The following is a 14,277-nucleotide window of genomic DNA, read 5'->3' as shown; positions in this document are numbered from 1 at the left end:
CCAGGTACGCGTGTCGTCCATCCAGGCACGCGTGTCGTCCATCCACGTACGCAACGAGGCAGGAGCCAGCCCGATGACCAGTCCCATGGACGCGATGGCCGCCGCGATGCCCACCACGACCCCGTATCCGCGGAGCAGTCGTCACTACGGCATCGAGACGTCGACGCACGTGACCCCGGACGGCCGGACCGTGCCCTACCTCAAGCGCAGGCTGCTGCCGTCGCCGAAGGCGCTGGTGACCATGGCCGAGCACACCGTCAACGAGGGCGATCGCGCCGACCTGCTGGCCGAGCGGTACTTCGGGGACGCCGAGGCGTGGTGGCGGATCGCCGACGCCAACCCGGTGCTCGATCCGCGTGAGCTGACCGCCGAGCCGGGTGGGCGGCTCAGGATCACGCTGCCGCAAGGGGTTCCCGGCAATGGCTGAGCTCTCGCCGCTGCACCTGACCCTGCTGATGGGCCCGCGCATCCCGGTGCCGGTCCCGCAGCCGGTCACCGACGCCCTGCTGTCCGCGCAGGTGACCGTGACGGCGGGCCAGCGCAGCGGGTTCCAGCTCAGCTTCGATCTGTCCAAAAAGGGGCTCATCCGCGAGACCCTGCTCCCGGCGGGATTCTTCGATCCCGAGATCCGGGTGATCCTGATGGTGACCCTGCGCGGGACGCCGACCGTGCTGATGGACGGGATCTGCATCCGGCAAGAGGTCGGCGTCAGCAACCAGCCAGGGCAGTCCACGCTCACCGTGACCGGTGAGGACCTCAGCGTTCTCATGGACCTGGAGCAGAAGGAGCACGTCCAGTATCCCGCGCTGTCGCCTGCCGCGCGGGCCGCGGTGATCATCTCGCAGTACGCGACCTACGGGGTCGTGCCGGTCGTCGTGCCGGAGATCTTCCCGCAGACCGCTTTGCCGACTCAACGGGTCGAGTCACAGAAGGGCACCGATCTCGAGTATCTCAACGAGCTCGCCAAGGCGAACGGGTACGTCTTCTACATCGACCCTGGGCCGGTTCCCGGTGTCAGCCGTGGGTATTGGGGGCCGGAGGTGCGGCTCGGGGTGCCGCAGCCCGCGCTGACCGTGAACTCCGACGCACAGTCCACTGTGGATCAGATGACCTTCAGTTTCGATGGCACCGCACGGGAAGCGCCTCAGGCCATGGTGCAGATCCCGGCCACCAAGATCTCGGCTCCGGTGCCGTTGCCCGAACTGAGCGTGCTGCGGCCGCGGATGGCGATCAAGCCCGCGCCCGCGCTCAAGAAGAAGGTCATCGCGGACACGGCCAAAAAGGACGCTCCGCAGGCGCTGGCCGAGACGCTCGCCAAGGCCGCCGAGTCCGCCGACGCGATCTCCGGGTCAGGGCAGGTCGACGTTGTCCGATATGGACACGTGCTGCGTGCCCGTGAGCTGGTCGGCGTGCGCGGTGCGGGCATCACCTATGACGGGCTCTACTACGTCAAGAGTGTCACCCACAACCTGCAGCGGGGCGCCTACACGCAGAACTTCACCCTCGCCAGGGAAGGCCTGATCTCGCTGACCCCGGCGGTCGTCCCGTGAGAGGAAACCCATGACAGAAGCCAATCGCTATCTCGGGAAGTACCGCGGGACCGTGCTGAACAACGTCGACCCGATGGGGATCGGGCGGATACAGGCGCAGGTGCCCGACGTGTTCGGCAGCACGCCGTCGAGCTGGGCGATGCCGGTGCTGCCGGTCGCCGGGCCGCAGATGGGCACGTACGTCGTGCCGCCGGTCGGCGCCGGCGTGTGGGTGGAGTTCGAGCAGGGTGACAAGGACTATCCATTGTGGACCGGGTGCTGGTGGGGCTCGCGCGCAGAAGTGCCGCCGCTGGCGTTCACCGGGCCACCGGCCACGCCGAACATCCTGCTGCAGACCACCGGCCAGCAGTCCATTGTGCTCTCCGATCAACCGGGACTCGGCATCACGCTCAAGGCCGCGGGCGGAGCCATGATCACCATCTCCGACAGCGGCATCGTCATCAGCAACGGGCAGGGCGCCTCGATTTCGCTCGTCGGGCCGACCGTCACCGTCAACCAGGGCGCGCTCACCGTTACCTGAGGGGGAAACACCTATGGGAAACCTGCTTCACGTCGGCGCCACCGTCATGTGCCCGCACGGCGGCCGGGCGACGCTGCTGCCGTCGCAATCACGCGTCCAGGCAGGCACGCAACCGGTCGCCACGCTCGCCGACGTCTACACGATCGCCGGCTGCGCCTTCGCGCCCGGCGGCAAGCCGCAGCCTTGCGTGACCATCCAGTGGGTGACGCCGTCCGCGCGGATCCAGGTCAACGGCCAGCCCGCGATCCTGCAAAGCTCGGTCGGACTGTGTCAGAGCGCCGAGAAGATCCCGCAGGGGCCGCCGCTGGTGACGGTCGTACAGCAACGGGCGGCCGGCCAATGAACGCCCGAGCCTCTCGCCAGGTCGAACCGCCCTCACCGCGTACCCTGCCCGACCGCACCGACATCGCGTTCCCGTTTCGCGCCGACGGCCGCGGCCGCACGGCCGACACCGGCTACGACGACCACGTGCGCGACATGATCGAGCAGCTGCTGTTCACCAGCCCCGGCGAACGGGTGATGCGGCCGGACTTCGGCTGCGGGCTGCTCGACCTGGTGTTCGCGCCCAACAGTCCCGAGTTCGCCTCCGCGCTGCAACTGTCCATTCAGGCCAGTCTGCAGCGCTGGCTGGGCGATGTGATCGACATCGAAGCGCTCGAGGTGGTCAGCGAGGACAACGTCCTGCGCGTGCACCTCGGCTATGTCGTCCGCCCGACCGGCACCCGGCGCGCGGACACGTTCGAAAGGAGCGGCGGCCAATGACGCTCTGCCGCACGGACCGGCGCCGCGCGAAGATCCGCGCCGAGCATCAGAACGGCATCGACGGGGTCGAGGTCGACGACGCTGGCCTCGTCCTCACCGTCACCTTCCTCGGCAAGGCGCCGCACGACCTCGCCACGGAGAACATCCGGATCGACGGCGGCCGCCGGATCACCGGGATCACCGCCGTCGACGTCGAGCTGGAGATCCAGGAGGATCCCGCGCTCGACGACCGCGCGCACATCACCGTCGACAAGACCGGCGACCACTCGACATACCGGCTCTCGATCGTCAAGCCCGACTCGTACGGGTTCCCGGGAACGGTGCCGTACAAGGGTTTCGACCCGCGATACGCACACGCCGACTTCAGCTTCCGCCAGGCCTGCCCGACCGACCAGGACTGCCGAGCCGAAACCGACCCCGAGCCGTCCGGGCATCCCGCGCCCGCGCTCGACTACACAGCGCGCGACTACGAGTCGATCCGCCGCGTCCTGCTCGACCGGCTCACGCTGACCACTCCGGACTGGCGCGAACGCCACGTACCCGACCTCGGCGTCACCGTCGCCGAGCTGCTCGCCTACACCGGCGATCAGTTCAGCTACTACCAGGACGCGGTTGCCACAGAGGCCTATTTGGACACCGCCCGCCGCCGGGTCTCCGTACGCAGGCACGCCCGCCTGGTCGACTATCCGATGCACGACGGCAGCAACGCGCGCACCTTCGTCAGCCTCGAAGTCGACGAGGTGCTGACACTGGGCAAGGACGACTTCCGGTTCGTCGCGGTCGACCTGAGCGACCTCGATCCGTTGCAGTGGCCCGAACTCGGCACGGTCATCTCCGACGAGGACCTCGAACGGCTGCCCGCCGGTGTCGTCTTCGAGATCTTCGAGCCCTTGCCTGCCGACGACCTCACCCTGCGCCCGGCACACAACCTGATCCGCTTCTGGACCTGGGGCGACGAGGAATGCTCACTGCCCATGGGCGCCACCTCGGCGACCTTGGCCGACGACGAGCTGGATCTCGACCCCGGCGACGTGCTGATCATCGAAGAGGTCAAGGGGCCGAGCACCGGCGCGGCCGCCGACGCCGACCCCGCCAAACGCCAGGCGGTCCGGCTGCTGACGGTCACCCCTGGTGTCGACAAGCTCTACGACCAGCCGTTTCTCGAGGTGACCTGGGCGCAGGAGGACGCACTCGGCTTCAGCGTCTGCCTCTCGGCACGCGGCGGCCAGGACTGCTGCGTCATCACGGACATCAGCGTCGCGCGCGGCAATGTCGTGCTGGCCGATCACGGCCGCAGCCTGACCGCGTGCGGCGGAGCGCCGGAAGAGCTCGTGGTGCCGCCCGCGCCGGTCGACCCGCCCAGCTGCGAGCCCCCCGAGTTCGGCTGCGTCACGGACGCGGTCACCGGCCCGGCCGCTGACCTGATCACCTCGCTGATCGCGGCCGCCGAGCGCCGCGAACCGCTCCAGCCTGAGGATGTCCGCACGCTCGACGACCTGCTCGAACCAGGCGCGACCGGCCGCGCGGGCATCGTCATCGCGCTGGACACCCAGCAGGACAGGGAGTACGTGCTGCCCGACACGACCGAGGACCAGCACGCCGCGCTCCGCACGCTGCTGGCCCAGGTCACGTATCCGCCCGCACGCCGCCGCTTCCGGCCGAAGCTGCGGTTCTCCCCTGTCACCCAGCAGGTCGCCTATCCCGCGCCCGCGGTGATCGCGGCGAGCCAGGCCCGGCTGCTGGCGGCTATCCCCGGCCGGGTACGTGCCCGCCTCGCGCAGCTCTGGCGGCAGGTCCACGGTGGACACAAGCTGACCAGGGACCAGATCGCCGAGCTGACTGTGCTGTTCGGTGCGAAGGTGCTCAGCAAGCTCCGGCTCGAACATCGGCCGCTGCAAGCGTTGCGTGAGCTTCAGGCGCAGTTCGACGAGTTGCTCGCCGCCAAGATACGGAGGCTCGCCACCCTGCGCGCTCGCGCGCTCGACGGTGGCGTCCTCGATTCCGGCATCGCCTGGGAACTCACCCAGAGCTGGGGCGAGCCGTCCGCGATCGGCCTGAACCCCGAGCACCCGGCGCTGGCAGGCTCCGCGAAGGCCGCGCTGCGCACCGACCCACGCGACGCGCTCCCGGCCGTCACGCTCGGAGATCCACTGTGGACACCGAGGCGCGACCTGCTCGGCAGCGGCCCGCGCGACCGGCATTTCGTCGGCGAAGCCGAAGAGGGCACCGGCCAGATCGTGCTGCGGTTCGGCGACGGCGAGCACGGGATGAGGCCGCCACCAGGCGAAACACTCAAAGCCCTGTACCGCGTCGGCAACGGCACGGCAGGCAATGTCGGCGCCGAGGCGATCAACCACGTCGTGCTGTGCTGCGGCGCGATGACCGGTGGGGTCACCAAGGTCCGCAACCCGCTGTCCGCCGTGGGCGGCACCGAACCCGAGTCACTCGACGAGGTCCGCCGGCTCGCACCGCTCGGCCTGCGCCGCGAACTGCTCCGCGCGGTCACCCCCGCCGACTACGCGACGCTCGCCGCGAAAGTCCCCGGCGTGCAACGCGCCGCGGCCGAAGCACGCTGGACGGGCGCGGGCACGCAGATCCACGTCGCGATCGACCCACTCGGCCAGGGCACTCCGGACGCCGCTCTGCTCGGCACGGTCTCGCTCGCGCTGAGCAGGGTCCGCCGGATCGGCCACGAGGTCGCCGTCGGCCCGGCGATCCTGGTGCCACTCGACATCGAGCTGACCGTCTGCCTGGCGCCCGGTTACCAGCGCGAGCACGTGCTGGCCGCGCTGAAGACCTTGCTGGGCAACAGAAAGCGTGGACTCTTCCATCCCGACAAGGTCACCTTCGGCGACCCCGTCCGCACCAGCAAGATCGTCGCCGTCGCGGCGGCGGTGCCGGGGGTGGCCACTGTGCGGGTGACCAGGCTGCGCCGCCTGTTCGGCCAGGACCTCGGCGAGCTCGAAGCCGGGCTGCTACGGCTCGGCCCGCTGGAGATCGCCCAGCTCGACAACGCACTCGACAGTCCAGAGAACGGCAAGCTTTCGTTCGTGGTGGGAGGTGGACGATGAACGGCTGCGGCTGCGAAACCTGCGCAGGCATCGCGGTGGAGACCCCATTGACGGTGGTGAACCCACCCGGCCTCGACGCGCTCGCGCGCCGGGTCGGCACGCATGGCGAGTTCTTCGCGACCATGCTGGCCAGGCTGTCCAGCCCGGCATATCCGGCGTTGAGCGGGCTCACCGTGCGCACCACGGACGACCCGGCCATCGGACTGCTCGACTCGGCAGCGTCGCTGGCGGATCTGCTCACGTTCCACCTGGAACGGATCGCGTCCGAGGGCTACCTGCGCACGGCGACCGAGGAACGCTCGCTCGCGCTGCTCGGCCGCCTGGTCGGCTATCAGCCCAGGCCCGGCGTTTCGGCGGGCACGTACCTGGCGTACACCCTCGACGCCGACCCGCGGCCAGGCCATGACCTGCGCTCGACCATCCCAAAGGGCGCCCGCGCGCAGAGCGTGCCCGGCCCCGGCGAGGAGCCGCAGTCCTTCGAGAGCATGGACGAGCTCGCCGCGCGCTGGTCGTGGAACGACCTGAAGGTGCGGCAGCGGCAACCGTTCCAGCTCACGAAGACCGGGATGGAGAAGCGGCAGAACGTCCAGCTGGCCGGGGTCTCCAACAACATCAAGCCCGGTGACCGGCTGCTGTACGTGTTCGGCACCGAGCCGGGCAGGCAGGTGCTCGACGTCGTCTCGGAGGTCGTGCTCGACCGCGAGAAGAACGTCACGACCGTGCTCCGGCAGCCGGAGCCGCTCCCCGACCTCGCGAACCTGCGCAAGCAGCTGCGTGACCTGCTCGACCCGATCATCGACGACCCGGAACCCGTCGTCCGGCGCAGTTCGATACTGAAGAAGTTCGTGCTCGGCGTGCTGAAACCCTTGCGCGCCATCGCGGGCAAGAACGGTGACAAGGAAGCCACTCCACCGATCCCGGAGGACCCTGGCAAGCTCACCAGCCCGACGAAGTACCTGCGTGCGCTGGCCAAGGTGCTGGAGCGGCTGGCCGAAGAGATCGAGCTCACCGCGCACTACGCGCACATCAACGAATGGCTCGTGGCGCTCCAGAAGGACTTGGAAGCCTGCGAGAAAGGCGTCCGGAAGCTGGAGCCGGATCAGCCGGACGACGCGTCCGAATCGCTGTTCACCGCTCTCGCGCTCGACAAGCCGAATCCGACGAGCCCGGCTGTGCTCGGCCTCGGGGCGCTGCTCGGCGCGTTGCGCACCACCCCGACCCGCCCACCGGCCAGTTCGCGCCAGCTCAAGCGTGATCTGGCCCAGCTGTACGGGCCCGGCTCGGATCTCGGCGCGCAGCTGCTGACCGCGCTCGACCCGCGCGTCGGCGAAGGCCTCTACACCGCTTGGCGGCAGGTCGACCTCACGGCGCCGCTCGCGTTGCAGGAACTGCAGGCCATGCGGCAGGTCGCCACCCCGTTCGGCGCCACGGCTCCCTTGCAGACCACTGAGGACGGCAAGCTCATCCCGCCGAAGGACTGGGAACTCGAAGGCCAGCAAAGACTGACCCTGACGGTGACCTACGACGAGAAACCCAAGCCACCACCCGATCCCGACGATCCCGTGGAACCACCGGGTCCCAAGGACACGCCGAAGTCGGCGTCGGTGCGCTTCCTGCTGGGCGCGAACACCTGGCCCGGTGAGATCCGCACGCTGACCGAAGACGGCAGTCTTGCCATCGGGCCCGGCGAGGTCGAGTACACCATCGACGAGGACACCGGCGAGGTCACCTTCGCGTTCGGTGGCGGGATTCCCGGTCACAAGATCGTCGTGTCCAAAGAGGACAAGACGACCAAGAAGGTCACGGTGACCGCGACAGGTGTCTTCACCGGCACCGCGAAGTTCGACTTCGCTGCCGAGGACAAGGGCCAGAAGGACCTGTTCGAACCGAAGACCAAACGGCAGATCCGCGTCACGGCGCGCCGTTCCACGACCTCGGAGGGATCGCCGTTCGTCGAGATCGTCTTCGACACCAAGACCCGGTTCCCGGCGAACGTGCTCACCCTGGACGCCGTCTACGAGGGTATCGGCGTCGGCAGCTGGGTGGTGATCGAACGTCCGACGAAGCTCGCCAAGCCGCTTCAGCTGGTCACCGCCAGGGTCGCCGGCGTCCGGGTCATCGCGAAGCAGGCGTTCGGGATCAGCGGCAAGGTCACCGAACTCGCGCTCGACCGGCCTTGGCTCGACGACAGCGACACCCGGCTGACCGAGATCCGCGACACCTCGATCTACCTGCGTGGCGACCGGCTCGCGCTGGCCGACGAGCCGATCACCGACGACGTGCAGGGCAAGGAGATCGACCTCGCCGAGCTGTACGACGGGCTCACGCCCGGCCGCTGGGTGATCGTCACCGGCGAGCGGACCGATCTCCCCGGCAGCCCCGCCGGGGTCAAGGGCACCGAGCTGGCCATGCTCGCCGGGGTCAAGCAGGTCATCGAACCGACCAGGCCCGGCGAGCTGGTGCACACCAGGATCAGCTTGGTCGGCGGCCTGGCGTACCGGTACAAGCGGGAGACCGTGCACGTCTACGCCAACGTCGTGCGCGCCACGCACGGCGCGGGCCGCGACGAGCCGATCGGCAGCGGCGACGCGAGCAAGCCGAGCCAGTCCTTCCTGCTCCGGCAAGGCCCGCTGACCTGGCTGGCCTCGGATGACCCGCTCGGCGCGACCAGCACGCTGGAGGTCCGCGTCGACGGTGTCCGGTGGCACGAGGTGGACAGTTTCGCCGGGCGCGGGCCCGAGGAACAGGTCTATGTCACCGAAACCGCCGAGCACGGCGCGGTGCGGGTCACCTTCGGCGACGGCAGGCACGGCGCGCGGCTGCCCGCCGGGGTGGAGAACGTCCGTGCCCGCTACCGCGTCGGGCTCGGCAAGGCGGGCAACGTCGCCACCGGGCGGATCACCCAGCTGACCACCCGGCCGCTCGGGGTGTCCGGAGTGGACAATCCGCTGCCCGCGACCGGCGGCGCGGACCGCGACGACGCGAGCCTGCTGCGGCGCAACATCCCATTGCGGGTGACCGCGTTCGAGCGGCTCGTGTCCGTGCCGGACTTCGAGGACTTCGCGAAGGCGCGTGCCGGGGTCGGCCGGGCGAGCGCCCGGCGCCTGTTCAACGGCACCAGGCAGATCGTGCACGTGACGGTCGCCGGCGCCGACGACATCGCGTTGCAGGAAGACTCCGACATCGTCACCACCCTGCGCACGGCCTTGGCCGAGCACGGCGATCCGTCGACCCCCACCGAGGTGGCCGTCCGCGAGACCGTCCTGCTGGTGATCTCGGCGAACATCCGGGTGCATCCCGACCATGACTGGGAGACCGTCGAGCCCGCCGTCCGTGCGGCGCTGGGCAGGCGGCTCGGCTTCCGCAGCCGTGAGCTAGGCCGGCCCGCGTACCTGTCGGAGGTGCTGGCCACCGCGCAGGCGGTGCCGGGCGTCGACTATGTGGACGTCGACGTGTTCGCGGGAGTGCCGGGCGGGATCACCCCGGTCGGCCTCGACCGCCTGCTGGAGACGCTCGACGAGCCACGCACGGTCGTCCCCGCCAGGCTCGCGGTGTTCGACGAGACCGAGTACAAGGTCGACCCGCCGCCGGACGAGCCGACCGAGACACTGACCGCGATCGCGGCCAAGCACGGCATCACGGTCGCCGAACTGGGCAGGCTCAACCCGGACATCACCGAGGTCACGCCGCTGCCCCGCGGCCGGAAGGTGATCGTGTTCCGTGGCGTGCGGCCAGCCCAGCTCGCGGTGGTCTCCGCCGCGGTGCCCGACACGGTGATACTCAAGGAGGTGCGGTCATGAGCCGCCGACCCGACGGCCTCTACGAGCTGCTGCCGCAGTTCCACCGCAGGCGCGATGCCGAGGCGGGCGAGCCATTGCGCGCGTTGCTCGCCGTCATGGCCGAGCAGCTCGACCTGGTCGAATCCGATATCGAGCAGCTGTACGACGACTGGTTCATCGAGACCTGCGCGCCGTGGGCGGTGCCCTACCTCGGAGACCTGGTCGGCTACCGGACGCTGCGTGGCTACGAGGAGGCCGTCGCCAGAGGTGGCCCCGGCGCCGCTTCGCTCGCCGCCAGGCTGGCACCACGCGCGGACGTGGCGGCGACTGTGTCCAGCAGACGGCGCAAGGGAACCTTGCCACTGCTGGAAAACATCGCGTGGACGGTCGCGGGCTGGCCAGCGCGGGCGGTCGAATTCCAGCCACTGCTCGACGCCTACCAATCCGTGCGGCTCGCCCCGCGTGCCACTCAGGCGTCCACTGTGGACGTCCGTCGTGGCGCTGACCTGGACGAGCTCGGCACGCCGTTCGACGGCTTCGCGCATGGGGCCGCTGCCAGGCGGATCAGCTCCGGACGCGGGCAAAGCCGCTATTCGCCGCCCGCGGTCGGGCTGTTCGTCTGGCGGCTGAAGCCGTATTCGATCACCAACGCGCCCGCGTACTGCATCGACCGGGCCCGCAACCTGTTCACCTTCTCCATTCTCGGCAACGACACGCCGCTGGTCACGAAGCCGGTGCCCGAGCCGTCGCCGACGCACATCGCGACGGCGGACAACGTGCCCGCGTTCATCCGCAGGCGCGCGCTGGCCGAGCGGCTCGCCGATTTTTACGGACCTGGCAAGAGTTTCCAGATCTGGCGCGACGGTGACCACCATCCGGTGCCGCTCACGGACCTCGTGGTCGCCGACCTGTCCGGCTGGGCCTACCGGCCGCAGCGCAAGCAGGTCGCGGTCGATCCGGTGCTCGGGCGGATCGCGTTCGGGGCGCGGTCGGCGCCGAAACGCGGCGTGTGGGTGACCTACCACTACGCGTTCAGCGACGACCTGGGCGGCGGCGAGTACCCGCGTGAGCTGACGCGGCCACCGGACGCCTCGGTCTACCGGGTCGGGCCCGGTCAGCCGGACAGCAAGATCATGGAGGCCTACCAGCGCTGGCGCGAAGAGCGTGCCGGGGACCTGTCGAAGTCGAACGCGATCATCGAGATCACCGACAGTGGCGCCTACCAGGAGCAGATCGCCTTCGTACTCGACCAGGGCGACCGGCTGGAGGTGCGAGCGGCCGACGGCGTCCGCCCGGTCATCCGCCTGCTCGACTGGTACAGCAACCGGCCGGACGCGCTGATCGTCGAAGCGAACGCCGGGTCCGAAGAGGACCAGTGCGGGACACGCGCGCCACGGCTGATCATGGACGGACTGCTGATCACCGGCCGCGGCGTGCACGTCAGCGGACCGATGGGTGAGTTCGTGCTGCGGCATTGCACGCTCGTTCCCGGGTGGACACTCGAGCCGGAATGCCATCCGGCGCAACCGGAGGAGCCGAGCCTCATCCTCGAGTGCACCACGGCGTGCGTGCAGATCGAGCGTTCCATCCTCGGCACCATCCTGGTGGTCGACGACGAGGTACGGACCGACCCGCTGCGCATCCACCTCGCGGACAGCGTCCTCGACGCCACCGACCGGGAGTTCGAGGCGCTGTCCGCGCCGGAATGCCGCCACGCGCACGCGATACTGTCGATCCGCCGCAGCACGGTGCTCGGCGAGGTGCACACCCACGCGATCTCACTCGGCGAAAACAGCATCTTCGACGGACGCGTGCACGTCGCCCGGCGCGGCATCGGCTGCCTGCGATTCTGTTATGTGCCGCCAGGTTCCCGCACGCCGCGGCGGTACCACTGCCAGCCGGATCTGGCCGGGCCCGCCGAGGAACGCCGGGTGCGGCCCCGGTTCACCAGCGTCCGCTACGGCACGCCGGGGTATGTCCAGCTGGCCGCGCACTGCCCGGCCGAGATCGCGCGCGGCGCCGAGGACGGTTCCGAACTCGGCGCGTTCCACGACCTGTTCCAGCCCCAGCGGGAAGACAACCTGCTGGCGCGCCTGGAGGAATTCCTGCCCGCCGGCTTGGACGCCGGCATCGTCTACGAGTCTTGAGGAGTTGCCATGCAGGCCGACCTTTCGCGCCTGATCTTCCGGCCGGAGAAGCGATTCTCGGCGGTCGTCACGCAGCAGGGCCGGGTCCGGCTGGACTCGGAGGACAACGAGCAGTCGCTGATCGCCCTGCACACCACTCGCACGCTGGCCGCCGACCTGATCGGCCGCCACGGCGGCCCGCTCGGTGCGCTCGGGTTCGGGATCGGCTATGTGCCCAAGGGGAAAGACCCGGCCGATCTGACGATCACCGCTGGCCGGTACTACGTGGACGGCATCGGCGTCGACGCGGCCGTCCCGCCGGTCGGCGTGCCCGTCGAGGACGAGGACGAGCCCGGCACCGCCGCCGCGGCCGGGGGCTGGACGTACTGGACCCAGCCGGACGCCTACCGCGATCCGGAGCGGGAGAAGGACCTCGATCACCTGCCCGACCTGCCGTTCCTCGCCTATCTCAAGGTGACCGAGCGGCTGGTGACCTACCTGCAGGACCCCGAGATCCGCGAGACCGCGCTGGGCACGACACTGCCCGACACGTCCGCGCGGCTCAAGGTGACCTGGCAGGTGCTGCCGCTGACCGGGCTCACCGTCGGCGACCGGCCGACGAAGGATCGGCTGCGCACGGCGTTCGACGAGTGGGCGCGCGGCTCGGTGTCGACCGGGAAGATGGCCGCTCGCACCGAGAAGCCCGCGAAGACCGACGACAATCCGTGCGTCACCCCGCCGGACTCGCGGTATCGGGGCCCGGAGAACCAGCTGTACCGGGTCGAGGTGCATCGCGGCGGCGAGAAGCCGACCTTCAAGTGGTCACGCGAGAACGCGTCCGTGACGTTCGGCATCTCCGCCGTCGAAAAGTCGATCGTGACACTGACCGACCTCGGCCGCGATGCCAAGCTCGATCTCGACATCGGCGACTGGGTCGAGGTCGTCGACGACGCGTACGACGCACGTGGCGTCACATTGCCGCTGTTGCAGGTCGTCGACATCGACACCGAGCGGCTCCGGGTCGAGTTGAGCGGCGAGCCCCATCCCTCGGTCGGCCGGCTCGCGACCCGGCACCCGTTCCTGCGCCGCTGGGACCACCGGGCACCCACCGGCCGCGGCGCGCAGCCACTCGACCAGGGCGCGGTTTCGCTGGTTTCGGGCCAGTGGCTCGACCTGGAGGACGGGGTGCAGGCCTGGTTCACCGGCGGCACCTATCACGCGGGCGACTACTGGCTGATCGCCGCCCGCACCCTGAACGGCGACGTGGAATGGCCGCGTGACGCGCGCGGGCGCCCGTTGCTGCAAAAGCCGCGAGGTCTCCGGCACCACTACGCGCCGCTGGCGTGGGTGCATGGCGGCGAGGCCGTCGACGACCTGCGGCTGGAGTTCAAACCCGCGGCCGAACCCAGGCCGTGACCGCACGAAAGGGGGACGCATCATGGCCTTGGGCATCGATATCTATCGAGCCAACCAAAAGGTCACCGACTGGCACAAGGTCAAAGCCCACGGGGTCACCTATTGCTGGGTCAAACTCACCGACGGCGGCGGTGTCGCGCCGAAGGGCCCCGGCGACGCGGAGGTCGCCGGCGCGAAATCGGTCGGCATCGCGGTCGGCGGGTATCACTTCGTCGAGCCGACGCCCGGTCCCGAGCGGCAGGCCGAGATCTTCATCGCCGAGGTCAGGCGCCTGGGCGCGACCGAGGTGGTCCCGATGCTCGACATGGAGGACCAGTCGAAGCCGGGAGCGCCGAAGATCCCGTTGGCGCAGAAGAAACCTTTCGGCATCCGGTTCTGCAACCGGGTGCGTGAGCTGGGCTTCCGGCCCGGCATCTACATGAACAGTGGCCTCGCGCGGCAGCTGCGCCCAGACCTGTGGGGCATCGACGACCTGGTGATCTGGATCGCCAGGTACAGCGGCAACAGGCCACACGCCGACGCGGGCCGTTACGACATCCATCAGTACTCCGAGTCGGGGCAGATCCCGGGAATCACCGCCAGGAGCGGGGTCGACCTCAACGAGTCCTACACCGACAACCATCTGCTGACCACACCGTCCGAAGGGGATGACGACATGGCAGGCCCGCTAGATCACGAATACCCGGGCAGCGAGGAGCGCCAGTACCACCACCGCACGATCGAGACCCGCGGCATCTCCGCCGTGGTCGGCGACGTCTGGTTCGCGGTGTCCGCCGGCTATCACGACATGCAGGACGTCCATGTGTTCTTCAACGGAGTGCAGGAACCCATGCACTTCGACAGCATCCCGGCCGACACGCGCTCGGTCTGGCAGGTGCCGGACGGCTGCGAGTCGATCTCCTGGGAATACGAATGCGCGGGACCGTCGGGGTCCGTGGTCATCTACGGCAAGCGCTGATTTCCGGGTCGTGGGTGTTTGCGGGGGGGCGAAACCGTGGGGGAACACACCACGGTCTCTTAAAAAAAAAAAACCACCCACCACAACACCCCCGC

The 14,277-nt window shown here is 69.4% G+C and carries 10 protein-coding genes; all 10 read left to right on the top strand.

The annotated features are described in order from the left end of the window. Positions 1–73 precede the first annotated feature (73 nt). From ACFV15_RS17700 to ACFV15_RS17655, 10 genes are read left to right on the top strand one after another with little or no spacing between them, the layout of a single operon-like run. Positions 74–427 (top strand): LysM domain-containing protein, encoded by a 354-nt coding sequence (locus ACFV15_RS17700; RefSeq protein ID WP_378351532.1) that lies wholly within the window; start codon positions 74–76, stop codon positions 425–427. Beyond that, on the top strand, positions 420–1,550 hold the full coding sequence (locus ACFV15_RS17695; RefSeq protein ID WP_378351531.1) for a hypothetical protein: 1,131 nt from the start codon (positions 420–422) through the stop codon (positions 1,548–1,550). The genes ACFV15_RS17700 and ACFV15_RS17695 overlap by 8 nt, the downstream gene beginning before the upstream one ends. Before the next feature lie 10 nt (positions 1,551–1,560). Continuing rightward, complete coding sequence (locus tag ACFV15_RS17690; RefSeq protein WP_378351530.1) at positions 1,561–2,070, top strand: phage baseplate assembly protein V; 510 nt, start codon at positions 1,561–1,563, stop codon at positions 2,068–2,070. A 13-nt stretch (positions 2,071–2,083) separates the two neighbouring features. Continuing rightward, entirely contained in the window at positions 2,084–2,413 is a 330-nt protein-coding gene (locus ACFV15_RS17685; protein ID WP_378351529.1) for a hypothetical protein, read from the top strand. Beyond that, on the top strand, positions 2,410–2,832 hold the full coding sequence (locus tag ACFV15_RS17680) for a GPW/gp25 family protein (protein ID WP_378351528.1): 423 nt from the start codon (positions 2,410–2,412) through the stop codon (positions 2,830–2,832). The genes ACFV15_RS17685 and ACFV15_RS17680 overlap by 4 nt, the downstream gene beginning before the upstream one ends. Next, entirely contained in the window at positions 2,829–5,903 is a 3,075-nt protein-coding gene (locus tag ACFV15_RS17675) for a putative baseplate assembly protein (protein ID WP_378351527.1), read from the top strand. Before ACFV15_RS17680 ends, ACFV15_RS17675 begins: the two co-directional genes overlap by 4 nt. Beyond that, the gene (locus tag ACFV15_RS17670) at positions 5,900–9,703 is read left to right on the top strand and encodes a putative baseplate assembly protein (RefSeq protein WP_378351526.1); all 3,804 of its coding nucleotides are present in this window, start codon (positions 5,900–5,902) and stop codon (positions 9,701–9,703) included. The genes ACFV15_RS17675 and ACFV15_RS17670 overlap by 4 nt, the downstream gene beginning before the upstream one ends. Next, a complete protein-coding gene (locus ACFV15_RS17665; RefSeq protein ID WP_378351525.1) occupies positions 9,700–11,829 on the top strand; it encodes a hypothetical protein in 2,130 nt (709 codons plus the stop codon). Before ACFV15_RS17670 ends, ACFV15_RS17665 begins: the two co-directional genes overlap by 4 nt. Positions 11,830–11,838: 9 nt before the next feature. Then, entirely contained in the window at positions 11,839–13,224 is a 1,386-nt protein-coding gene (locus ACFV15_RS17660; protein WP_378351524.1) for a DUF6519 domain-containing protein, read from the top strand. Between the two features lie 22 nt (positions 13,225–13,246). After that, complete coding sequence (locus tag ACFV15_RS17655) at positions 13,247–14,182, top strand: glycoside hydrolase family 25 protein (RefSeq protein ID WP_378351523.1); 936 nt, start codon at positions 13,247–13,249, stop codon at positions 14,180–14,182. The last annotated feature ends 95 nt before the right edge of the window (positions 14,183–14,277 follow it).

Source organism: Amycolatopsis sp. NPDC059657 (assembly GCF_042734395.1).
Lineage (GTDB): Bacteria > Actinomycetota > Actinomycetes > Mycobacteriales > Pseudonocardiaceae > Amycolatopsis.
Note: the sequence above shows the minus strand (reverse complement) of the source record. Positions and strands in the feature narration are given on the sequence as shown.